The organism is Mesorhizobium sp. B3-2-1 (assembly GCF_006439515.1).
GTDB lineage: Bacteria > Pseudomonadota > Alphaproteobacteria > Rhizobiales > Rhizobiaceae > Mesorhizobium.
This window is the reverse complement of sequence record NZ_VFTI01000002.1, coordinates 1-22,635: the sequence shown is the minus strand read 5'-3', so window position 1 is coordinate 22,635 and position 22,635 is coordinate 1. Positions and strand designations below refer to the sequence as shown.

Here is a 22,635-nt window from a genome sequence, read left to right as displayed (position 1 = left end):
TTGACTCTATGCATCGTGCTCTCCGAAAGTCGATTCCGATTTTCGGGCCGATGCATCGGACGCCTTGCCCGTGAGCAGCAAGCGCGTTGCAGCGGTCACATCCCGTTGGCGCATCAAGCTCTCGCCCACCAGGAAGGCGCCGATGTCCATCCTTTGCAGTCTAAGGCAATCGTCATGCGAGAAGATGCCGCTTTCGCTGACCAGCAAATGACCACCCGGCACCATCGCCCGCAGCCGCTCCGACGTATCGAGGCTGGTCTCGAATGTCCGCAGATTGCGGTTGTTGATGCCGATCAATTGCGATGACAGTTTCAGCGCGCGCTCCGTCTCGGCCTCGTCGTGCACCTCGATCAAGGCATCCATGCCGAGCTCGAACGCGGTAGATTCGAGTTGGCTGGCCATAGCGTCATCGACGCTGGCCATGATGATCAAAATGGCGTCCGCGCCCCAGGCCCGCGCCTCGTAGACCTGGTAGGGGTCGAACAGGAAATCCTTGCGCAGCGCGGGCAGGGCGACGGCGGCTCTTGCCGTGGTGAGGAATTCCGGCGCGCCCTGAAAGGAGGGCGCATCGGTCAGCACGGAAAGGCAGGCCGCGCCGCCTTTTTCATAGGCCCTGGCCAGGCTCGGCGGATCGAAATCGGCACGGATCAACCCTTTGGATGGACTTGCCTTCTTGATCTCGGCGATCAGTGCGAAGCCGCCCGATCTGCGCTTCGCTTCGAGCGCCGCGAGAAAGCCGCGCGGTACGTCCGCGTCTTTTGCGCGCGCCTTGATCTCGGCCAGCGACACGCGCGCCTTGGCGGCTGCGATCTCGTCGCGCTTGTAGGCTTCGATCTTGCGCAGAATGTCAGACACGGTTCACCCGTTCGAAATTTCGACCAGCCGGTCGAGCACCTGCAGCGCCCGGCCGCTGTCGATCGCCTGCGCGGCAATGGCGATGCCGTCGCGGAGCGTCGTCGCCTTGCCCGCAATCACCAGTCCGGCGCCGGCATTCATCAACACCGTGTCGCGGTAGGCGCCGGCGGCGCCACGCAGCATGTCGCGCAAGGCTTTGGCATTGTAGGCGGCATCGCCGCCGCGCAGCTCATCCTTGGTATGGCGCTTCAGTCCAACCTCTTCCGGGGTCAGCGTAAAGCTGCGGATTTCGCCGCCAACCAGTTCGGCGACCTGCGTCTCGCCGGTGGTGGTGATCTCGTCATAGCCATCGCCATGGGCGACCCAGGCATGTTCGGTGCCGAGCGCCTTCAGCGTTTCCGCCACCGGCATGATCCATTCCGGCATGAACACGCCGACCATCTGCCGTTTGACGCTGGCCGGGTTGGAAAGCGGTCCGAGCAGGTTGAAGATGGTGCGCGTGCCAAGCTCGCCGCGAACCGGACCGACATGCTTCATCGCCGGGTGGTGCGCCGGCGCGAACATGAAGCCGACGCCGGCTTCATGGATGCACTTGCCAATAATCTCCGGCGCTATGTCGATCTTGACGCCGAGGGCAATCAGCACGTCGGCCGCGCCGGTCAACGAGGACAGACCGCGGTTGCCGTGCTTGGCGACCGGCACGCCGCTGCCGGCAATGACGAAGGCGGAAGCCGTCGAGATGTTGACCGAGTGCGAATTGTCGCCGCCGGTGCCGACGATGTCGATGGCGCCATCAGGGGCATCGACGCGCAGCATTTTGGCGCGCATGGTGGCGACAGCACCCGAAATCTCGTTCACCGTTTCGCCGCGCACGCGCAACGCCATCAGGAAGCCGCCGATCTGCCCTGGGGTCGCATCGCCCGACATGATGATGTCGAAGGCCTCGCAGGCCTCCTCGAAGGACAGGGCGGTACCGGTCGCGACCTTGGCGATATGGGCTTTCAGCGCGCTCATCTTGTCGAGGCTTGGGCAACGGCGGCTTGGTCGATGCGGACGTCGTACTGCGTCTGCAACTGCGCCACCAATTGATCGAGCAGGTCGTCGGACATGCCGGAGGTGAATGATTTCTGCGCCTCGTCCGGCACCGAGCTGGCGTCGGCGCCGGCCGGTTCGAACACTTCGGCAACCTTGAACAGGATCTGGCCGTCGCCAGTGGGCGAGGGGATCAAGCCGGTGCCGCCTTCGCCGACGCCGAACATCACGGCGGCGCCTTGCTTGCCGAAATCGGCGTCATCGGCTTCGCGCTTCAAGCCGCGCTTGGTCTGCTTTTCCAGCTTGAGGTCACCGGCGATGACGTCGAGCGTGGCGCCGGCCTTGAGGCGCTTCTCGAGTTCGCCCGCCTTGGCGGCGAGCCGCTTGGTGGTCTCGGCCGCCGTCCAGTCGGCGACAACTTTCTGGCGCACCTCATCAAGAGTGCGGTCGCGGGCCGGCGTGATCGAACCGACCTCATAGAAGACGAAGCCATTGTCCGCCGTGGTCAGCGCCTCGTTTTCGGTGTTGGGTTCCGCATCAAAGACGGCCTTGATCAGCGACGGCGATTCCGGCAGGTCCTTGACGATCGAGCCATCGGGCCTCAGGCCACTGCGATCGACGGCATCGACGGTGATGTCCTTAAGCTTCAATTTGGCGGCCGCGTCGGCCAGCGAGCTGCCCGATGCACGGGTGTCTTCGTAGTTGTCATGCACGTCCAAAAGGATGCGGCTTGCTTCACCCAGCGCCAGGTCCTTGCGGATCTGGTCGGACACTTCGGCGAGCGGCTTCACCACCTCGGGCTTGATCTCGGTCACGCGCAGCAGCACTGGACCGAAGGTACCCTGAACGACCTGGCTGACTTCATTGACGTTGAGCGCGAAGGCGGCATCGGCAACAGCCTTGTCAGCGATCTTGTCCTTGGCGAGTGTGCCAAGCAGCGTGTCGGCCGGAGTCTTGCCTTCGGCGGTCACCAGCTTGTCGAAGGTGGCGCCGGCCTTGAGCGAATCAAGCGCTGCCTTGGCGGCATCCGGCGTCTTGAACACAAGCTGCTCGATGGTGCGCATTTCGGGCGTGGTGTAGCGTGCCTTGTTCTTGTTGTAGTCGTCACTGACCTGCTGGTCGGTGACCGCGGTCGTATCCATGATGTCCACCGGTTCCAGGCGGACATAGGAGAATTTGCGGTATTCAGGTGCGGCATAGGTTTTCTTGTTGGCCTCGAAATAGGCCTGGAGCACGCTGTCGCTCGGCGCCTCGATCGGCTCGACCAGCGTCTTTGGCAGCGTCAAATAGTCGACGGTGCGGTCTTCGCCGCGGTAGAGCGCGACCGCCTTGAAGAACGTGTCCGGGGCCTTGAGGCCGTCCGAGACCGCCTCGACGATCTGCTGGCGCACCGCCACCTGGGCGCGGTTCTTCAGGTAATCCTCGGGCCGCATGCCGACCTCGTGCAGCATGTAGTCGAATGTCCGTCGGTCGAACTGACCGCCAGGGCCCTTGAACGCCGGATCTTCGCGGGTGAGTTCGGCCAGCCGGTCCTTGGACAGGCCGAGGCCCAGCTTGCGTGCCTGTTCGTCGAGAACGGCACCGGAAACGAGTTGCGCCAGCACCTGGTTGTCGATGCCCAGCGCCTTTGCCTGTTCGTGAGTGAGGCGCTGACCGAACTGCTGCGACATGACGGCGAGCTGGCGGTCATAGGCAAGGCGGTATTCGTTGATCGATACCTTGGTGCCACCAGCGGTTATCACCGAATCGTGGCCCGCAAAGCCACCCATCAGCCGTCCAGAGATGCCCCAGGCGGCGAAACTGACCACCAGTAGCGAAAGCAGTGTCTTCGCGACCCAGGTACCCGCCGCGTTTCTCAATACACCAAGCATGGTTACTTCCGATTTATGCGCATTTTCGCGTGCGCCGAGTCTGAAACAAGCGCAATAGCGCCCTTCCGGCCCACTGTCGATTGCTTTGTGGCCTGATTTTGGTAGTGAGGGCCAGAGCCTGATATCGCCCGGAGAAGCACACCATGACGCCAGGAATTCGCCCGCTTGTCGCCGGCAACTGGAAAATGAACGGCACCAGCGCCTCGCTGAACGAGCTCAGGATGATCGGCAACGGTTTCATGAGCGGGCTCGACGCCGAGACCGAAGCACTGGTCTGCGTTCCCGCGACGCTGCTTTCCCATGCCGCGGAGATCCTGTCACGCACGCCTGTCCATGCCGGCGGTGAGGACTGCCATAGCAAGGAAAGCGGCGCCTATACCGGCTGTATTTCCGCGGAGATGCTGAAGGACGCGGGCGCGAGCCATGTCATTGTCGGTCACTCCGAATGCCGCGAACAAAGGGGCGAGGACGACGCGACGGTCCAGGCCAAGGCCGCCGCGGCCTGGCGTGCCGGGCTGGTGGCCATCGTTTGCATCGGCGAGACGCGGCAGGAGCGTGAGGCTGGAGCCACGCTGGAGGTGCTGTCGCGCCAGGTGGCCGGCTCGGTGCCGCCAAGCGCGACGCACTCCAACACCGTCATTGCCTATGAGCCAGTGTGGGCGATCGGCACCGGCCTGACGCCAACCGCCGCCGATGTGGCTGAAGCGCATGCGCATATCCGCGAAAAGCTGTCGGAAAAGCTGGGGACCGCCGCTGCTAGAATGCGCATTCTCTATGGCGGATCGGTCAAGCCGTCCAACGCGGTGGAACTGCTGGGCGTCCGGAATGTCGATGGCGCGCTGGTCGGCGGCGCCAGCCTGAAAGCGGCTGATTTCCTGGATATCGCCGAAGCCTATCGCAGCATTGCAGGCTGAGATTCACGAGGATGGGCGGCTCTCGTCCCGTCCAAATTCGTTGCAAAGGGCGCGTTGCTTCCCATATTCCGGCCACGGGCTTGGAAATGCCGTGAAAGCATTGTATTGAGCCGCCTCCAATTCACCGGTCGTGTCCGCGGCCGGGCAAGGCCTTGCCAGGATAAACTATGCAAACCGTACTGATCGTCATCCATCTAATGGTCGTGCTCGCCCTTGTCGGCGTGGTGCTGCTGCAGCGCTCCGAAGGCGGCGGTCTCGGCATTGGTGGCGGATCGGGCTTCATGACGGCGCGCGGCGCCGCCAACGCTTTGACCCGGGCGACGGCGATCCTGGCGGCTGCGTTCTTCGTGACCTCGCTGACCTTGTCGATCATTGCCCGCTACGGCGAGAAGCCGATCGACATTCTCGATCGGGTTCCCACGACCTCGGACGGCAAGGGCGTGCTCAACCAACTGCCGGGTAAGACCACGCCGGCACCCGCCGGCAACGCCACGCCGACGCCGCCGTCCGGAAACGACGCCGCGGCAAAGCCTCCGGCAACGGCCCCGGCCACCGCGCCAACGACCAATGGGACCACCAGCACCGCGCCGGCGGCGCCTCAGGTTCCGAACCAGTAACCTCCACGTTTCCAAACCGCGATCTGTGATCGTTTGAACACAGTCGCGGCAAATGCTGCGCGATCACGAAGATTCGACGGGCGGCAGTGCGGTCTCGCGCTTGAGGCATCCGCGCTTATTCGACTATAGATTGCACGCGGCATTTTCGGCGTCCTTGGGGGACGTCGGGCGACGCCGTGGGCAACAAGCATTGAACGATCGGATCTTCGCCATGCAGCTTCGCAGCTTCATTTTCCTGGGACTTTGCGCCGCAATCGGCATGAGTTCCCCGGCCTTCGCCGGCATGCCGGCAAACATGGCCGCACAACAGTCGGTGTCGCTTGAAAAAACTGACGCCATCCCCGTCGCGGCCAAGAGCGATGCGGCGCAGTTGAAGCTTCTCAAGAAGAAGAAAAACCCGACACCGGACGATCTCGCCCAGATCAAGAAGATCGAGGCCAAGATCGCCGCTGGCAAGGAAGGCGCCAAAGCCAAGGCGCTCGAAGCCAGGAAGCTGGCGATGCGCGAAGCGGCGAAAGCCAGGGCTGACGCGGACCGGAAGGCATTCCTGGCCAGCAAGGGCCAGAAAGCATCAGCATCTGAAGTGGCCGATGCCAAACCGGCCAAGAAGACCATCAAGGTCATCGAGCCGATTGAACCGGTCACGCCGATCCAGTCGGCCGAGCCGATCCCGGCCGAGGCGATGAATGTCGCTTTGACCGGTAACAATGGCGAATTGCGCAGCGAGGTCGTCGGTGGCCAGAAGCGGTCGAGCGGCGGTCTGTTTGCTGGTCTGTTCGGTGGAACCTTATCAGGCTCATCGATCAGCTATCTGCCCGAGACACGCGCGCTCGACTCGGCGCTTGCACAGAAGAACGCCAAGAAGCCGTTCAAGGTAAAGCCGGAATTCGTGCCTCAGGACGTGGAATTCACGGGCTATGATGCCGGTACAATCGTCATCGACACCAGCGCTCGCCGGCTCTATCTCGTCGAATCGTCCACGACCGCGCGTCGCTACGCCATCGCGGTCGGTCGCGAAGGCCTGCAGTTCAAGGGCACGGTCGCGGTCGGCGACAAGCAGGAATGGCCGCGCTGGATCCCGACGCTCGACATGCAGAAGCGCGAGCCCAAGCACTATGGCCAGTACAAGGACGGCATGGCCGGCGGTGGCCAGAATCCGCTCGGCGCCCGCGCCATCTATCTCTATGACGGTAAGAAGGACACGCATCTGCGTATCCACGGCACCATCGCGCCGCAGTCTATCGGCACCAGCGCCTCCAATGGCTGCTTCCGTATGATGAACGAGCACGTCATGGATCTCTACAGCCGCGTCCGCGTCGGCACCAAAGTCGTCATCATCTGACGTTTCCATCATCATGCCGAAAGGGCCGGCTCAGCCGGCCCTTTTGTTTTGCTTGGAGCGGTCCAACGTTTGATAGAATCGCCGACTCGCTCCAAGTCTTTGTTTTTATGTCAATTCCGGACGGAAAGCCGCTGCGCGCTTTTTCTGGAATTGCTCTAAGGTCCCGATCAAACCCGTTTGGTCGTGATCCCGTCCGAAAACCGGATTCCACTTTTCGGGAATCATGGTCCGAGCGCCTTTTTGGGAAAAAGCCTTCGCGGCGGTTTTTTCTCTGGCGGAATCAATCAGGCCGCGTTAAGCGATGACTCCCATGGCGCGATATGTATTCATCACAGGCGGCGTGGTTTCCTCACTTGGAAAAGGCATTGCCGCAGCGGCCCTTGGGGCTCTCCTGCAGGCGCGAGGTTATCGCGCACGCATCAAAAAACTCGACCCCTACCTCAATGTCGATCCCGGCACGATGTCGCCGTACCAGCATGGCGAAGTGTTCGTCACCGATGATGGTGCCGAGACCGACCTCGACCTTGGTCATTACGAGCGCTTCACCGGCCGTTCCGCCAATCAGCAGGACAACATCACCACCGGGCGTATCTACAAGAACATCATCGAGCGCGAGCGGCGTGGCGACTATCTCGGCGCGACCGTGCAGGTCATCCCGCACGTTACCGACGAGATCAAGAACTTCGTCCTCGACGGCAATGACGACTATGATTTCGTGCTGTGCGAGATCGGCGGCACGGTCGGCGACATCGAGGCGATGCCGTTCCTCGAGGCGATCCGCCAGCTCGGCAACGATCTACCGCGCAACAACGCTGTCTACGTGCATCTGACCTTGATGCCCTATATCCCGACGGCGGGTGAACTGAAGACCAAGCCGACCCAGCATTCGGTCAAGGAATTGCGCGGCATCGGCATTGCGCCGGATATTCTTCTGGTGCGCGCCGACCGTGCCATCCCCAAGGAAGAGCGCCGCAAACTGTCGTTGTTCTGCAATGTCAGGGAGAGCGCCGTCATTCAGGCGCTCGACGTGCCGCATATCTACGACGTGCCTATGGCCTATCACAGGGAAGGTCTCGATTCGGAAGTGCTGGCCGCCTTCGGCATCGACCCGGCGCCCAAGCCACGCATGGAGCCGTGGCAGGCGGTCTCGAACCGCATCCACAATCCGGAGGGCGAGGTCACCATCGCCATCGTCGGCAAGTATACCGGCCTCAAGGACGCCTACAAATCGCTGATCGAGGCGCTTTCGCATGGCGGGCTGGCCAACCACGTCAAGGTCAAGCTCGACTGGATCGAATCGGAAATCTTCGAAAAGGAAGACCCGACGCCTTGGCTGGAGAAGGTGCACGGCATTCTCGTGCCCGGCGGCTTCGGCGAACGCGGCTCCGAAGGCAAGATCCTGGCGGCGAAATTCGCGCGTGAGCGCAAGGTGCCGTATTTCGGCATCTGCTTCGGCATGCAGATGGCCTGCATCGAGGCGGCGCGATCGCTGGCCGGCGTCGAACATGCCTCGTCGACCGAATTCGGCCCGACCAAGGAACCAGTTGTCGGTTTGATGACCGAATGGCTGAAGGGCAACATGCTGGAAAAGCGTAGGGCGAGCGGCGATCTCGGCGGTACCATGCGGCTCGGCGCTTATCAGGCCGAGCTCGCCAAGGGCTCGAAGATCGCCGATATCTATGGCGACACCCAGATTTCCGAACGTCACCGGCACCGCTACGAGGTCAATATCGACTACAAGCAGCGCCTGGAGGAATGCGGGCTGGTCTTTGCCGGCATGTCGCCCGACGGTGTGCTGCCGGAGACGGTCGAATACCCCGACCATCCCTGGTTCATCGGCGTGCAATATCACCCCGAGCTGAAGAGCCGGCCTCTCGATCCGCATCCGCTGTTCGCCAGCTTCATCGAGGCGGCGGTGGAGCAGAGCCGGCTGGTCTGATCGCTACCATGCGGACCTATGTGGCGCTCCTCTACAGCATCACCCTGGGAGAGGGGCGGCGGGTCGTCATGTCCGATCTCAAGGCGATGGCGGAAGGCCTTGGCCTGAAGAATGTCCGCACCCTGTTGGCGACCGGCAATCTGGTTTTCGAGAGCGAGAAGATCTCGGTGGCCGGACTCGAGGAGCGGCTGGAATCCGCCTTCGAACAGACCTTTGGCCGCCATGTCGACATCATCGTCCGTGCCGCCGGAGACTGGCGCAAACTCGCAAACGGCAATCCATTCCCGAGCGAGTCGGTGGAAGCCGGCGACCAGGTCGTGGTGCGCGTGATGCGCAAACCCGTGGCCGAGGATGCCATATCGGGCTTTCAGGCTTATGCCGCAGTGGACGAGAAGGTGCTTCTGGTCGGCGGCGACATCTGGGTCGTCTTTTCACGGGAGAGGCCCAGCTCGCGGCTGCTTGCGGCCGCAAATCACAAGCGCATGGGCATCGGAACCTCGCGCAACTGGAATACGGTGCGCAAGCTGGCCGAGATGACAAGGGCATAAATCTGGGGCGGCGTTGCGCCGCCCCAGAAATGCCTTTCAGGCTTTTGCTATCTTGGCGCCTGCACCCACGGCCGCGGTGCGCAGCACGTAGTAGATGACGCCGGCGATCGCCACGCCGAAGAACCAGCCATAGACACCCCACCAGGACGGCAGCCAGTTGGTGAAGTTCGGCAGGATCGAGGAGAAGATGGCGCCGATGCCGGCGGCGATGAAAGCATTGACGTGCCAGCCGCCCTGGAAGCGGAACTCGCCGTCCTCGCGATATAGCGCCTCGACGTCGACCTCGCCCTTCCGGATCAGATAGTAATCGACCATCATCACGCCGAAGATCGGTCCCATCGTCGCGCCGATGACGTTGACGAAGGAGGCGGCACTGCCTTCCCACGGTGCGAAGGGATAGAGAACGAGCGCGATGACGGCGGCGATGTAGCCACCCTTCTTGAAGTCGATCTGACGCGGGAAGACGTTGGAGAAGTCGAACGCAGGTGAGACGAAGTTGGCCACCACATTGATACCCAAGGTCGCCACCGCGAACGTCAAGGCGGCAAGGGCAGCTAGGAACAGGCTGTCGAACTTGGCCGAGATCTGGTCGGGGTGCAGCAGCACCTCATGGTAGACGTCGTAGGCGGCGATGGTGGTGACGCCGGCGACCAGCGAGAACAGGATGAGGTTGACCGGCAGACCCCAGATGTTCCCCTTGCGCAACGCCGCCTGATTGGGCGCATAGCGGGCGAAATCGCAGAAATTGAGATAGAGCGCCGAAAAATAGGTCACCCAGATCGCGGCCACCGCGAACAGCGACGTCCACGAGCCCGGCGTTCCAGGCACGCCGGCGTCCTTGGTCTTTTCCAGAAGCACGTCCATCGGGATGTCGCTGGTGAAGGCGAAGGTTCCGGATTTGACGCAGAGATAAACGGCCAGGAGCAGCATCATCACCCAGACGGCGGGGCCTGCCCAATCCTGGAACCGGCGCACCGTTTCCATGCCTTTCTGGATGATCAGCAGTTGCAGGGCCCATATGACCACGAAGCAGATCACCTCCAGGCCGGAATGGCCGAGGAAATGGGTATTGGCGTTGAAATCGGCGAACCATTGCGAGCGGATGAGCAATGCGACGATCGCACCGGAGGCGGCGGCTGTCTGCGCGCCGTACCAGAAGCAGGCGACGACGGCGCGCACCAGTGCCGGAATGTTGGCGCCCCAGATGCCGAAGGAGGCGCGGGCGAGCACGGGGTAGGGCACACCGGTCTTCACACCGGCGTAGCCGACCATGTTCATCAGCGCGTAGATGATCAGCGAGCCGATGCCGATGGCGATGATGAAATTGACGAAGCCGCCACAGAACAGAAACAGGCTGGCGGCGAGGTAGTAGCCCCACAGGCTATGGACGTCCGACGTCCAGACGTTGAAGATCGAGAACGGTCCCCAGTTTCGAACCTTGGCGGGAGCGAGGTCTTCATTATACAGGTCAGGCGATGCGCCTTGTATCGTCATTGCAATGTCCCCTTCTTACATCACGCGCCCTCACGCGTTGACCAACAAGGTTACGCCTGACGCGGGGGAACCGACAAGCAAGCTATTTGCCGGCTTTGGCCTTAAAGACATTCAATACGAACCGGCATTATCGACGGGCTATGATGGTGAGCCGATTTTGAAACAGGTCTGTCTGTCGATTCGAATCTTCGATCCACGGCTTCGAGCTGGATGAACCCGCGTTTCCAACTCCGTCCGTAAGACAGCCTAGGCGATGGCCATGACCCGCTTGTGGTCCTCGACTTCGGAAAGCAGCCAATCCTGAAACAGGCCGGTACCCGGCTTGTTGCCTATGCTGCGACGCTGATGCAGGTAGATGCCGGCCGGATAGGTGTGGCGGGCGCTGAACGGGGCGACCAGCTTGCCCTGCTGCAGCAGATCCTGGGCCATCATCGTGTCGGCAAGCGCTATTCCAGCGCCATTGATCGCCTCGCGCATGATCAGCGTGCAATCATCCAGCGTCGTGCTGGATTTCGGCGTCGTGTCCAAGACGCCTTCCTGCTCCAGCCAGCGCTTCCATCGCATGGTCTCGCATTCGTGGATCAGATGGTGATTGACCAGATCGGCGGGCGATCGCAGCGGCATCGGCCCGTCGAGCAGCGAGGGCGCGCAGACCGGCGTCAGAACCAGCGGGATCAGCAGCGTCAGCGCCGGGCCGGCCTTGTAGACGAACTCGTCGACGATGGCCAAATCGAAATTGGCCCGCTTGCCCGATGTCGATATCTCCAGATCCACGGCCGGATGCTGCCGGCGAAAGCTCGGCAACCGGTCCGCCAGCCAAAGGTTCAGAACTGCCGGCACGCACAGGACCCGGACACGCTGGGTCCTGCCGTGGCTCGGGCCGTTGGCGAGACTGACATCGTCGGTAGCGCGCCAGATGGCCTCGAACGCCTCGGAGAGGCTGCGTGCATAGTAAGAGCCCCGGATGGTCGGCGTTATCTGACGAAAGCCGCGCTCGAACAAATCCTGACCGAGATTCCTTTCAAGCGCACGGATGTGACGGCTGATGGCAGAGGGCGTCAAATGCAGTTCTTCCGCTGCATCCTTGACGCTGCCGAGACGTGCGGCGGCCTCGAAAGCGCGCATGCCATTGAGTGAGGGTAGGGCCATTGGGCGATCATGAATTGTCAGTTGAGTTTTTGTCAATCGACATGGACAAAATTGGCGTTTGATCGCTTGGCCGGTTCAGGGATACCCAAGAGGGAAGAGCAACTAAGTCGTCTTACGAAAACGACTATTTGGGGACTTCGGCACCATTCCACCAACGGCGGCGACCGGCTTGACCGGCTTCCACCGGTGGCAGGCGAAGCATTGCGCAAGCTGCAAGCGGCGCTTCGGCCAAAGCCCACGATGAGGAGAACGCCCACTTATGCCTCAATCGCCAGTGCCGGTCTTTGAAACGGCGGAAGAGATTTCCGCGGAAACCTCCGTCGTCGTGATCTTGCAGACTGCCCAGACAGGCTTTGGTCCGCGGGCAATGGCACTGGATACCGAAATGGGCGGGATCCTCTCCCGGGCATGTGCCGATACGACCGTCTTGGCCGAATCCGGCACCTGTATCGATGTCATTGCCCCCCAGGCGGTATCGGCCCGTCGCGTGATCGTACTTGCCCTGGGCAAGGCCGAGCCCGTCACCGCGCTCTCCTTGGCGCACGCCGGCGGCCTGCTGGCTGCCCATCTGGAAGGCAAAGGGGAATGCGCGGCTACCTTGGTCCTGGACCCTATTGCAGGCATAGGTCTGCCGGGAGCGGAAATCCTGGCAAGAATAGCGCTTGGCATGCGGCTGCGGCGCTATCGTTTCGACATGCGCAACCGGCGCCAAGGGGCGGGGGCCGATCGGACCCTGCGAGTGCAACTGGTCGGGGCCGGCGGTCCGGAGCTGAATTCGGCGCTGGCGCGGATCAATGCCATCGCGGATGGCGTCGAATATGCGCGCACGCTGGTCAACCTGCCGCCGAACCATCTCCATCCCGACAATTTCCACGATCATCTGGAGCCGTTGCGCGAAGCTGGCATCGACGTCGAGATACTCGATACGGCAAGGCTTGGGGAACTGGGCATGAACGCGATCCTGGCCGTGGGGTCAGGTTCGGTCCGGCCGCCGCGCGTCGCGGTCCTGCGCTATCGCGGCAAGGGTGCCCCCGCACAGCCGCTGGCCTTCGTCGGCAAGGGCGTCTGTTTTGACTCCGGTGGTCTCTGCATAAAGCGCGGCGAGCAGATGTTCGACATGAAGGCCGACATGGGCGGCGCGGCCGCGGTGGTCGGCCTGCTGATCGCGCTGGCCCGGCAAGGCAGCCCGGTGCACGTGGTCGGCGTGCTCGGCATTGCCGAGAACATGCCGTCGGGCACCGCGCTCAAGCCGCGCGACATCATCACGACAGCGTCCGGGCATACCGTGGAAGTGTTCGACACGGATGCGGAAGGGCGCCTGATCCTGGCCGACTGCCTCTATTATGCCGCCTCACGCTTCAACCCGTCGGTGATCGTCGATCTCGCCACTTTGACCTATTCGGTGATGCGCGGTCTCGGATCGGTATTCGCCGGCCTTTTCAGCACCGACGATGCCATCGCCTCGCGGATGATCGCGGCCGGAGAAACGGTCGGCGAGCGGTTCTGGCGGCTGCCGCTCGACCGGGCTTATGACGAGGGGCTGCAATCGCCGTTCGCGGACCTGCGGCATCACGCCAAGGACATGGAAGACGGCGACGCTCCCTACGCCGCGGCGTTCCTGCGTCACTTCACCGAGGATCGGCCCTGGGTGCATCTCGACATTGCCGGCAAGGAACTGGCCGACACGGATCGGCCCCTTGGCAGGCAAGGCGCCACGGCGTTCGGCGTGCAGATGCTGGAAGAATGGGTTCGGTCCAGCCGGGAGGCGAACTAGTGACAAGCAACATGTCTTCAACCGCGCAAGGAGCGGGGATGTCATCGGAAATCGTCACCAGGGAAGGGCGGGCCGGCTTCGGCGGCTACGAAACCTGGTATCGGGTCAGCGGCGAGCTCGATGCCGGCAAGGCTCCGGTCGTTATCCTGCATGGCGGGCCGGGCGCCGCGCATAATTACGTCGATGCCTACAAGCTTCTTGCCCAAAGAGGCCGTGCCGTCATCCACTACGACCAGCTGGGCTGCGGCAATTCCACCTTGCTGCCTGACAGAGGCGCCGATTTCTGGACGCCCAGGCTGTTCATCGACGAACTTGAAAACCTCGTCGATCATCTCGGGATCCGAGGCGGCTTCCACGTGCTCGGACAGAGCTGGGGCGGCATGTTGGGCGCTGAATATGGGGTGACGCGGCCGAAGGGCCTGAAGTCGCTAACCATCGCAAACTCGGCGGCGTCCATGACGCTATGGCTACAGGAGGCCAACCGGCTGCGCGCCGACCTGCCCAAGGACGTGCAGGAGACGCTGACCCGGCACGAACAGGCCGGCACGACGGATCATCCGGATTACCAGGCAGCGACGATGGTGTTCTACGAGCGCCATGTCTGCCGGGTCGTGCCGTTCCCGCCCGAAGTGACTGAGACTTTCGCCCAGGTCGTGCGCAATCCGACCGTTTACAACGTCATGAACGGTCCGAACGAATTCCACGTCATCGGCACGCTGAAGAGCTGGAGCATCATCGACCGCTTGCCTGCCATCGATGCTCCCACGCTGATCATCTCCGGCCGTTACGACGAGGCCACGCCTGCGACAGTGCAGCCCTTCAAGGACGGCATCAAGGGATCGCGCTGGCAGATATTCGAGCATTCCAGCCATATGCCGCATGTCGAAGAGCAGGATCTATGCATGCGGGCGGTGGGAGACTTCCTGGACGACAACGACAACTGAGAAAAGGGGAACTACGACATGAAGAAATTGCTCTTGGCGGCGTCGGCCGCGGCATTGCTGGCCGGCATGTGGCTGGCTCCGGCACAGGCCGAATATCTCAAGGAACACCGAGGCGGCACTATTCGCCTGCTGGCCCGCTCGGCGGCCGGAACGCTCGATCCGCATATCAACTACACCGATCAGGGCTGGCAAATGTATCAGCCGATCTATGACGGCCTGGTCGCCTTCCGCAAGGCCGAGGGCATGGACGGCTTCACCATCGTTCCCGATCTGGCCGAGGCGCTGCCCCAGGTCAGCAATGACGGCAAGACCTTCACCTTCAAGCTGCGCAAGGGCATCAAGTTCTCCGACGGCAAGGATCTCGGCGTGAAGGACGTCGTTGCTTCCTTCCAGCGCATCTTCAAGGTCTCCGGACCGACCTCTGGCACATTTTATGCCGGCATCGTCGGCGCCGACAAATGCCTTGCCGACACCAAGAGCTGCACGCTGGAAGGCGGGGTTGTGGGCGACGAAGCGGCCGGCACCGTCACGTTGAACCTCACCAAGCCGGACGCCGAGATTCTCTACAAGCTCGCCTTGCCGCACGCCGTGGTGCTGCCGGCGGACACGCCCGCGGAAGACATGGGCTCCAAGCCCATTCCCAGCACCGGCGCCTACATGATCTCCGCCTTCGATCCCAACAAAGGCATGACGGTGACCCGCAACCCCAACTTCAAACAGTGGAGCGAGGAAGCCCAGCCGGACGGTTATCCTGATGTCGTCCAGTATGATTTCGGCCTCTCCGAGGAAGCTGCCGTCACCGCGATCCAGAACGGCGAAGCCGACTGGATGTTCGACGCACTCCCCAGCGATCGCCTTGGCGAGCTTGGCACCAAGGCCATGGACCAGTTGCACATCTCGCCGCTTTCGGCGTGGTGGTATGCGCCGCTCAACAATCGGCTGGCACCGTTCGACAATGAAAAGGCGCGCCAGGCCGTTGCCTACGCGGTCGACCGCAACACGCTGGTCAAGCTGTTCGGCGGTAAGGTGCTGGCCTCGCCGGTGTGCCAGGTCCTGCCTCCGGACTTCCCCGGCCACGAGGATTACTGCCCCTTCACCAAGAACCCCGGCGCCAAATGGTCGGCGCCTGACCTCGACAAGGCAAAGCAGCTCGTCGAGGAATCGGGCACCAAGGGCCAAAAGGTGACCATCATCGTCGAGGACACGGCCATTTCACGGTCCATCGGCGTCTATCTGCAGAGCGTGCTGACCACCATCGGCTATGTCGCCGACGTCAAGCCGATCTCTTCCAACATCCAGTTCACCTACATTCAGAACACCAACAACAAAGTGCAGATGTCCGTCACCCAATGGTACAAGGACTATCCCGCGGCTTCGGACTTCCTGAACATCCTGTTCAGCTGCGCCTCCTTCCGCGAGGGTTCTGACGCTTCGATCAACATCGCCGGCTTCTGCGACAAGGATATCGACGCCAAGATGCAGAAGGCATTGGACCTCGGCGTGACCGACCAGAAAGCCGCCGACAAATTGTGGGCCGAAATCGACAGGCAAGTCACGGACAAGGCACCGGCCGTCGGCCTTTTCACGCCGAAGCGGCTCGACTTCGTCAGCAAGCGCGTTGGCAATTTCAAATTCAACCGGCAGTTCAACTGGATGATCACCCAATCCTGGGTACAGTAATGGCCTGGGTGCAGTAACGAACCGCGGAGGGGCACGTCCGTGTCGAACGAAGCTGTCGCCATGCCGCGCAAGACGCGAGGGCCTTGGGCCGTCGCGTTTGCGAAGCTGGCAACGGACAGGGCTGCAATGGCATCCCTGGCCGTGTTCCTCCTCATCGTCCTAGCCTGCCTTAGTGCGCCTCTCTACGCGAAATGGGCTGGCGTGGACCCCTTCGCCTCGACGCTCGACGCCGTCATCCAGATCGACGGCGCCGACGTTCCGGTGATGGAACAATCGACAGAGGGGCTCGGGCTCGGCTACACGCCGCTCGGGCCGACATGGCGGCTCGGCAATTATTTCCTAGGCGCCGACAGCCAGGGGCGCGATGTCATGGCCCGGATGCTCTATGGCGGGCTGAGCTCGCTGCTGATCTCCGGGGCGGCCACCATCTTCACCCTGATTCTAGGCACGGCGGCGGGATTGATCGCGGGATATTTCGGCGGCTTCACCGACACGGTGCTGTCGCGCTTGCTGGATGTGCTGTGGGCGTTTCCGATCTATCTCCTGGCGATTTCGCTTTCCATCGTCACCATCGCGCAAGGCATCTCGATCGGGCCGATCGAGATCGAGTCCGGCAGTCTGTGGCTGCCGGTCATCATCATCGGCATCGTCTACATACCCTACGTGGCGCGTCCGATACGCGGGCAGGTCCTGTCGCTGCGCCACAGCGAGTTCGTGCTTGCCGCGATCAATCTGGGGGTGCCGGGGCCGCGGATCCTGTGGCGCGACATCCTGCCCAACATCACCACCACGCTGATCGTCTTCGTGCCGCTGATGATGGCACTGAACATGCTGACGGAATCGGCGCTTTCCTTCCTGTCGATCGGCGTGCAGCCGCCCGCGGCGAGTTGGGGCACCATCATCCAGGACGGCCAGGCGCTGCTTTACACCAGGCCGTTGGTGGCGCTTGTACCGGGCCTGGCGATCGCGGTTTCCGTGATGGCGCTCAATGTCTTCGGCGACGGCCTGCGCGACGCGCTCGACCCGCGCTCCAAGGTTCGGCTGGGGCGCGACTGATGATCTACGCCATCCTGCGCCGTTTCGGTCAGATGCTGTTCGTGATGTTCGGCATCTCGGTCATCGTCTTTTTGATCTTCTTCGCGACGCCGGGGGCCGACCCGGCGGCGCGCATCGCCGGCCGCAATGCATCGCCCGAGGTGCTGGAGGCGGTACGCCACAGCTTCGGCTTCGACCGGCCGCTCTACGTGCAATATGTGAAGATGATGGAGAAGATCTTCGTCACGGGCGACCTGACCTCCTTCGTCAATCGTGGCTGGAAGGTGGTGCCGGCGGTCATGGATTCGATCCCCGTCACACTCTCGCTGGTGTTCGGAGCGGCTCTCCTGTGGGTGGTTGTCTCGATCATGATCGGCATCGTCGCCGCCGCCACCCGCGACAGCTGGCTGGACAAGCTGCTGATGGCGTTGGGTCTGCTCGGCATTTCCATGCCGGTCTACTGGCTGGGAGAGGTGATGAACCTGATCACCCAGAGCCGCTACCACGACAGCTGGGCGTTCTCCTGGGTGCCGCCGCTCGGCTACAAGAATTTTTCCGACGATCCGAAAGGCTGGTTCCTGACGCTGGTCATACCCTGGATCACGCTGGCCATCCTCTACATCGGCATCTATGGGCGGGTGTTGCGAGCGGCCATCATCGAATCCCTGCAGGAAGACTATATCCGCACGGCCCGGGCCAAGGGCCTGTCGGAGACCCGCATCCTACTGCGCCATGCCTTGCGCACGTCGCTCATCGCCTTCGTCACCTTGTTCGGCCTCGACTTCGGAGCGCTGGTGGGCGGCTCGGCCCTGCTGACCGAGGTGGTGTTCGGCCTGCACGGCATCGGCAAGCTCACCTATGACGCGCTGCAGAACCTCGATCTGCCGATGATCATGGCGACGGTGATGTACGCTTCCATGTTCGTGGTGGTCGCCAACGCGGTTGTCGATTTCGTCTACATCCTTCTCGATCCGCGCCTGAGGACATCATGATATTGTCGGTGCGTGATCTCCGGGTATCCTTCCGGACCGATGACGGCCTTGTGAGGGCCATCGATGGCGTTTCCTTCGATCTCGCGGAAAGCGAAATTCTCGGTGTCGTCGGCGAGTCCGGCTCCGGCAAGACAGTGTCGCTGCTTGCGGTGATGGGCCTGGTCACCGACCCCAACGCAATCATCGAAGGCTCGATCCGCTACAAGGGCCGCGAGTTGGTTGGACTGCCGCCGCGCGAACTCAGGCGCCTGCGGGGCAACGAGATCGCGATGATCTTCCAGGATCCGATGACGGCGCTGACACCGGTCTACACCATCGGCTGGCAGATCGCCGAACAGATCCGCGCGCATCGCAACATCAGCAAATCGAAGGCAATGGAGCGGGTGGAGGAACTTCTGGCCGAGGTGAACTTCCCCAACCCCCACGAAGCGATGTCGCGCTATCCGCATCAGCTCTCCGGCGGCATGCGCCAACGGGCGGTGATTGCGATGGCGCTGTCCTGCAACCCGGCGCTGCTGGTGGCGGACGAGCCGACCACGGCGCTCGACGTCACCGTGCAGGCCGGCATTCTCGATCTCGTGCGCAAGCTGCGCGCCACGCACAAATCGGCCGTCGTCTTCATCACGCATGACATGGGCGTGGTCTCCGAACTCGCCGATCGGGTCATGGTCATGTATGCCGGCCGCATCGTCGAACGCGGCAGCCGCACGGAGTTGTTTTCCGACCCGCGACACCCCTATACGCGTGCATTGCTTGGTTCGATCCCGCCGCTGACTGGTGCGAAACCCCGCCGCCTGCCAGCCATCCCCGGGTCACCGCCATCGCTGCTGCGGTTGCCGCAAGGCTGTGCCTTCGGCCCGCGTTGCCCGGTCCGGTACGAACCCTGTCTAACCGGCAAGCCCGAGCTTGGCGCCGCCACGCACGCGGCGGCCTGCTTTCGGGTGGCGCAGACATGAGCGGACCGATGATCTACAACGACCGTCCAATCCTCGAAACGCGCTCGCTCGGCAAGCGCTTCTCGATCGGCACCCGTTTTTCCGCCGAAGGCAGGCGAACCGTCCACGCGGTCGACAATGTCTCCCTGACGGTGCGGCGCGGAGAAACCGTCGGATTGGTCGGGGAGTCCGGATGTGGCAAGTCCACGCTGGCGCGCTGTCTGGTTAGGCTCTACGACATTTCAGACGGTGAGCTTCTGTTCGAAGGCGACGACATCACCTCGAAGTCGCTGTCTGAACTGAGGCCCCTGCGGCGGCGCCTGCAGATGGTATTCCAGGACCCGTCGGCCTCGCTCAATCCGCGCCGGCGCGTCGGCGATCTCGTGGCCGAACCGCTGCGCATCCATGGCAGGCTCTCGTCGCGCGAGATCACCAACCGCGTCGCGGAACTCTTCGACCTCGTCGGACTGTTGCCGGACCATGTCATGCGCTTTCCCCACGAATTCTCCGGCGGGCAGCGCCAGCGTGTCGGCATAGCGCGCGCCATCGCCCTCAATCCCGATCTCGTCGTTCTCGACGAACCGGTCTCCGCGCTCGACGTGTCCGTACAGGCGCAGATCGTCAACCTGCTTGCCGACCTTCAGGAGAAGCTGGACCTCACCTATGTCTTCATCGCCCACGACCTGTCCGTGGTGCGTCAGGTCTCGACCCGCATCGCGGTCATGTATCTCGGCTCGATCGTCGAGGAAGGATTCGCGGAAGAGGTGTTTTCAGCCCCGGCCCACCCTTACAGCCAGGCGCTGATCTCGGCTGTTCCCGTCGTCGAGACTACGCCCGGCGGGACGCGCAAGCGGATCATCCTGACAGGCGACGTACCGAGCCCGCTCAAGCCGCCATCCGGCTGCCGGTTCCATCCCCGATGCCCAATAGCGGTTGAGCGCTGCCGCACAGAGCGGCCGGAGCTGAGGGAGTATAGGCCCGGCCGCAAGGTGGCGTGCCACTTTCCGACGGTATAGGCGACATCGCTCATCCATCCGACCGCCAGATTCTTCAAAAATTCAGTTTTTCGCATGGAACCAACCGCCGGGCGGCGCGTTTCATGGGGTTCGGTCGAGCGCATCTCGATCGACCGGAGGAAACAATGGACTACCTGCATTTCTTTGCGCCCGTGCGAATATCGCGCGGGCAGGGGTACCCTGTAGAAGAAGTGGACAGCGTCGCCGAGGCGATGGTTTTCTTGCGCAAATGGCCGACAGGACGGCGCGGGCCTGTGTATCAGTGCGCGCTGAATTGCTGCTCGGCCGCCTTGTCGGGACAGATGTCGGCGGAGGAAGCAAGAAAGGCGTTCACCGGCTTTGCCCGGATCACGCGGCTTCTCGACGATGACACGGCTCTGCCGATGGGCAGCGACAGCAAGGCAAGCATACACGCGCTGCGGCGGTAGCCGCCGCGGCCTTTACTGTTGGTGGATCGCGCCCGTTGCGGGCGCGATGTCGCTTGCGCTGCGCTTCGGGGCAAGCCGTCCCCGGCAAACCTGCGGCCGGAGGCGATGACATCGGCATAGTAGCTGCGAATGGCTTCGTGGCCGCGCGGAAACCATCCACCGCCACAGTCGATCACCCCATCCGGTTCGAACAGCGCCGTCATACCATCGACGTCGCCCGCATCTTGCCGCGCAATCGGCAACGGCTCCTGCGGATCGTAGACCGGGTTTCTCAGACTCGGGTCGCTCATCGCCGTAACTCCATTGTTGAGACGGGGTCCGGCGCAATTGGCTCAGACATACCCGGCAGGTCGAGGATTCCTTGGTTTAGCAAGCAATCGTCCGCACCTACGCTGATGACCAAGGACGGCAGACAGTTTGATTGCGGCAATAAATACGCTACATGTCGCGGCAGAACCCGATCCGCCTGGACGGATCGCCTGGAAAACCAATCCGAACAACATGTTGAATGCAAAACTCGCAATCGCCCCGATGATGGACAGGGCAGATAGATAAGTAATATCAGATGGTTGCGGAAGGTCGTGTGCAAAAATCGCACACGAAAGTTCTGCTTCTCTTCCATTTTCGTTCTTGCGACAGACTAGCCGAGTTGCCGCTCAACGCGCCCTATTGCATACGCGCTTGCCGAGCGATCATTTGCGCTAGCCTATCCACTGTTCGCCACCGGCCAGTTTTGTACAGATGAACAACTAGGCTCCAGCAGGCTCTTGGACGTCTGGAGGAAACGAGAGGGTAAGAGGCGGCCCACGGCGTTCGGCGTTCAACTCGAAGTGGCTCCCCGGGCCGGACGAAACTGCGAACTATGAGCTGCCGATCCCCCTCAAAACCAAGCCAAAGCCCTCCGGCGGGTTCGAAAGCGTGATCGCGACCGCGCCGTCTTGCTCGCTATCGACAAGGGCGAAGTCCGGACAAAAGGCCTGACCGACATCGGCGTTCCTCGCTGGTACCTTGCCCGCATGTGCGGAGAGCGGCTATTCATTAAGGTATGCTACGGAACCTGTCGCGCCAGAGATCGCGAGCCGGCATGACCAGCTCGTTGCCAAACCGGTTTGCGAAGGGGAGCATTGCTGGCGTTCCAGGCGCGGTACTCGCTTCGTCCAAGCGCGGATCGTCGGGCTCTTCGGCTGCTCGGATTGCAGGGCTGCGGGCCGTGACCGCCGGCCGGTGTTCTTCACACTCACTCCTGACTACGAAGGCTAGCAGCAGGCGCTCAACCGCGACTGGAGGCCGACGTTCCCATAGCGTCACCTCTGCAGCGGCCCGGCACTCGCGAGCGGGGGCGGCCAGCAAATACCGGGCCTAACCGGCGCTGTTGCCTAGTCGCGTCGGCTGCAACTCTTATGCGCTTCCGCTAATATGGGCGAAGCATGCGATTGAAGGAGATCAAAGGCCTGGCGACGGAGCGACGCCCGGCCGGTGCGTGGCCCGGCGGTAAATATTTCACCTTGTTGCAAAAGTAGCGCAGACTTTTCATGGGAAAATGCGCCAAATTGGAAGTTGACGATTTGGAGACGAAGGCATGAAACTCAGGCTCATCTGTTCCGCGGCGTTTCTGGCAGCCTCTTCTCCAGTCCTGGCGGCCGACTTGGTTGAGCCAGTGGCCGTCATGCCGTACTCATGGACAGGCCTCTATGTCGGCGCTCAAGTCGGTGGCGCCTGGAATGACAGCCGTTGGTCGCCGGCAACCTCTCCGGGCTTCGTTCCCTTTAATACAAACGGGTCCGGAGCCGTGTACGGCGGCCAGATCGGCTACAACTTCCAGATCAACCAATTCGTCATTGGCATTGAGGGCAACTTCGCTGGCTCTACCGTAAAGGGCGATAGTCAATGTCCGGCCACGCCTGGGTCGGTTTGCCAAACCAAGCAGGACTATCTGGGTTCGGTGCGCGGACGCCTTGGGTACGCAATCGATCGGGTGCTTATCTATGGCGATGGCGGCGTTGCATTCAGCAAGTACAAGTTTGCCGAGACGCAGCTTTTGTTGCAATCTTTTGGGGGTGGGTCTCGGGT

At 62.3% G+C, this 22,635-nt stretch carries 19 protein-coding genes; 14 read left to right on the top strand and 5 right to left on the bottom strand.

Going from position 1 to position 22,635, the window contains the following annotated elements; genetic code table 11:
- Positions 1-6: 6 nt before the first annotated feature.
- The 3 genes from trpC to FJW08_RS01910 are packed head-to-tail and all read right to left on the bottom strand — an operon-like array spanning position 7 to position 3,758.
- The gene (gene trpC, locus FJW08_RS01920) at positions 7-855 is read right to left on the bottom strand and encodes an indole-3-glycerol phosphate synthase TrpC (protein ID WP_140808438.1); all 849 of its coding nucleotides are present in this window, start codon (positions 853-855) and stop codon (positions 7-9) included.
- A 3-nt stretch (positions 856-858) separates the two neighbouring features.
- Positions 859-1,869 carry an anthranilate phosphoribosyltransferase gene (gene trpD, locus FJW08_RS01915; RefSeq protein ID WP_140808436.1) on the bottom strand — a complete coding sequence of 337 codons (1,011 nt, stop codon included), beginning with the start codon at positions 1,867-1,869 and terminating at the stop codon, positions 859-861.
- Complete coding sequence (locus FJW08_RS01910) at positions 1,866-3,758, bottom strand: SurA N-terminal domain-containing protein (protein ID WP_140808434.1); 1,893 nt, start codon at positions 3,756-3,758, stop codon at positions 1,866-1,868. Before FJW08_RS01910 ends, trpD begins: the two co-directional genes overlap by 4 nt.
- A gap of 143 nt (positions 3,759-3,901) precedes the next feature.
- Here FJW08_RS01910 and tpiA point away from each other — a divergent pair, with 143 nt between their 5' ends.
- The 5 genes from tpiA to FJW08_RS01885 all read left to right on the top strand — a co-directional run bounded on the left by tpiA (position 3,902) and on the right by FJW08_RS01885 (position 9,118).
- Positions 3,902-4,672: a triose-phosphate isomerase gene (gene tpiA, locus FJW08_RS01905; protein ID WP_140757441.1), complete on the top strand. Its 771-nt coding sequence runs from the start codon at positions 3,902-3,904 to the stop codon at positions 4,670-4,672.
- A 167-nt stretch (positions 4,673-4,839) separates the two neighbouring features.
- On the top strand, positions 4,840-5,289 hold the full coding sequence (gene secG, locus FJW08_RS01900; RefSeq protein ID WP_140808433.1) for a preprotein translocase subunit SecG: 450 nt from the start codon (positions 4,840-4,842) through the stop codon (positions 5,287-5,289).
- 211 nt (positions 5,290-5,500) lie between these two features.
- The gene (locus tag FJW08_RS01895; protein WP_140808432.1) at positions 5,501-6,631 is read left to right on the top strand and encodes a L,D-transpeptidase; all 1,131 of its coding nucleotides are present in this window, start codon (positions 5,501-5,503) and stop codon (positions 6,629-6,631) included.
- 301 nt (positions 6,632-6,932) lie between these two features.
- The gene (locus tag FJW08_RS01890; RefSeq protein WP_140808430.1) at positions 6,933-8,570 is read left to right on the top strand and encodes a CTP synthase; all 1,638 of its coding nucleotides are present in this window, start codon (positions 6,933-6,935) and stop codon (positions 8,568-8,570) included.
- Positions 8,571-8,578: 8 nt separating this feature from the next.
- Positions 8,579-9,118: a DUF1697 domain-containing protein gene (locus FJW08_RS01885; RefSeq protein WP_140808429.1), complete on the top strand. Its 540-nt coding sequence runs from the start codon at positions 8,579-8,581 to the stop codon at positions 9,116-9,118.
- 36 nt (positions 9,119-9,154) lie between these two features.
- Here FJW08_RS01885 and FJW08_RS01880 read toward each other — a convergent pair whose 3' ends face one another.
- Positions 9,155-10,612 carry an NCS1 family nucleobase:cation symporter-1 gene (locus tag FJW08_RS01880; RefSeq protein WP_140808428.1) on the bottom strand — a complete coding sequence of 486 codons (1,458 nt, stop codon included), beginning with the start codon at positions 10,610-10,612 and terminating at the stop codon, positions 9,155-9,157.
- Between the two features lie 246 nt (positions 10,613-10,858).
- A complete protein-coding gene (locus FJW08_RS01875; protein WP_140757435.1) occupies positions 10,859-11,761 on the bottom strand; it encodes a LysR substrate-binding domain-containing protein in 903 nt (300 codons plus the stop codon).
- Between the two features lie 259 nt (positions 11,762-12,020).
- Between FJW08_RS01875 and FJW08_RS01870 the strand changes: the two genes are divergently transcribed.
- The 9 genes from FJW08_RS01870 to FJW08_RS01820 all read left to right on the top strand — a co-directional run.
- Positions 12,021-13,535 carry a leucyl aminopeptidase gene (locus FJW08_RS01870; protein ID WP_140808427.1) on the top strand — a complete coding sequence of 505 codons (1,515 nt, stop codon included), beginning with the start codon at positions 12,021-12,023 and terminating at the stop codon, positions 13,533-13,535.
- A 38-nt stretch (positions 13,536-13,573) separates the two neighbouring features.
- Positions 13,574-14,479, top strand: coding sequence for a proline iminopeptidase-family hydrolase (locus FJW08_RS01865; protein WP_140808426.1), 906 nt, complete (start codon positions 13,574-13,576; stop codon positions 14,477-14,479).
- Between the two features lie 18 nt (positions 14,480-14,497).
- Positions 14,498-16,159: an ABC transporter substrate-binding protein gene (locus FJW08_RS01860; protein ID WP_140808425.1), complete on the top strand. Its 1,662-nt coding sequence runs from the start codon at positions 14,498-14,500 to the stop codon at positions 16,157-16,159.
- A gap of 39 nt (positions 16,160-16,198) precedes the next feature.
- On the top strand, positions 16,199-17,215 hold the full coding sequence (locus tag FJW08_RS01855) for an ABC transporter permease (RefSeq protein ID WP_140808424.1): 1,017 nt from the start codon (positions 16,199-16,201) through the stop codon (positions 17,213-17,215).
- Complete coding sequence (locus FJW08_RS01850) at positions 17,215-18,186, top strand: ABC transporter permease (RefSeq protein ID WP_140808422.1); 972 nt, start codon at positions 17,215-17,217, stop codon at positions 18,184-18,186. The genes FJW08_RS01855 and FJW08_RS01850 overlap by 1 nt, the downstream gene beginning before the upstream one ends.
- Complete coding sequence (locus FJW08_RS01845; RefSeq protein ID WP_140808421.1) at positions 18,183-19,142, top strand: ABC transporter ATP-binding protein; 960 nt, start codon at positions 18,183-18,185, stop codon at positions 19,140-19,142. Before FJW08_RS01850 ends, FJW08_RS01845 begins: the two co-directional genes overlap by 4 nt.
- Positions 19,143-19,150: 8 nt before the next feature.
- The gene (locus tag FJW08_RS01840; protein ID WP_140808875.1) at positions 19,151-20,137 is read left to right on the top strand and encodes an oligopeptide/dipeptide ABC transporter ATP-binding protein; all 987 of its coding nucleotides are present in this window, start codon (positions 19,151-19,153) and stop codon (positions 20,135-20,137) included.
- 83 nt (positions 20,138-20,220) lie between these two features.
- Positions 20,221-20,565: a DUF982 domain-containing protein gene (locus FJW08_RS01835; protein WP_348642644.1), complete on the top strand. Its 345-nt coding sequence runs from the start codon at positions 20,221-20,223 to the stop codon at positions 20,563-20,565.
- A gap of 1,579 nt (positions 20,566-22,144) precedes the next feature.
- The coding region (locus FJW08_RS01820; protein WP_140808420.1) for an outer membrane beta-barrel protein at positions 22,145-22,635 on the top strand (491 nt) is incomplete at its 3' end.

Coding starts and splice junctions, on each gene's coding strand:
- FJW08_RS01835 (WP_348642644.1), top strand. CDS start 20,221: ATGGGGTTCGGTCGAGCGCATCTCGATCGACCGGAGGAAACAATGGAC.
- FJW08_RS01845 (WP_140808421.1), top strand. CDS start 18,183: ATGATATTGTCGGTGCGTGATCTCCGGGTATCCTTCCGGACCGATGAC.
- FJW08_RS01850 (WP_140808422.1), top strand. CDS start 17,215: ATGATCTACGCCATCCTGCGCCGTTTCGGTCAGATGCTGTTCGTGATG.
- FJW08_RS01860 (WP_140808425.1), top strand. CDS start 14,498: ATGAAGAAATTGCTCTTGGCGGCGTCGGCCGCGGCATTGCTGGCCGGC.
- FJW08_RS01910 (WP_140808434.1), bottom strand. CDS start 3,758: ATGCTTGGTGTATTGAGAAACGCGGCGGGTACCTGGGTCGCGAAGACA.
- tpiA (WP_140757441.1), top strand. CDS start 3,902: ATGACGCCAGGAATTCGCCCGCTTGTCGCCGGCAACTGGAAAATGAAC.
- FJW08_RS01870 (WP_140808427.1), top strand. CDS start 12,021: ATGCCTCAATCGCCAGTGCCGGTCTTTGAAACGGCGGAAGAGATTTCC.
- FJW08_RS01885 (WP_140808429.1), top strand. CDS start 8,579: ATGCGGACCTATGTGGCGCTCCTCTACAGCATCACCCTGGGAGAGGGG.
- FJW08_RS01890 (WP_140808430.1), top strand. CDS start 6,933: ATGACTCCCATGGCGCGATATGTATTCATCACAGGCGGCGTGGTTTCC.
- FJW08_RS01880 (WP_140808428.1), bottom strand. CDS start 10,612: ATGACGATACAAGGCGCATCGCCTGACCTGTATAATGAAGACCTCGCT.
- FJW08_RS01895 (WP_140808432.1), top strand. CDS start 5,501: ATGCAGCTTCGCAGCTTCATTTTCCTGGGACTTTGCGCCGCAATCGGC.
- trpD (WP_140808436.1), bottom strand. CDS start 1,869: ATGAGCGCGCTGAAAGCCCATATCGCCAAGGTCGCGACCGGTACCGCC.
- FJW08_RS01865 (WP_140808426.1), top strand. CDS start 13,574: ATGTCATCGGAAATCGTCACCAGGGAAGGGCGGGCCGGCTTCGGCGGC.
- FJW08_RS01875 (WP_140757435.1), bottom strand. CDS start 11,761: ATGGCCCTACCCTCACTCAATGGCATGCGCGCTTTCGAGGCCGCCGCA.
- FJW08_RS01840 (WP_140808875.1), top strand. CDS start 19,151: ATGATCTACAACGACCGTCCAATCCTCGAAACGCGCTCGCTCGGCAAG.
- secG (WP_140808433.1), top strand. CDS start 4,840: ATGCAAACCGTACTGATCGTCATCCATCTAATGGTCGTGCTCGCCCTT.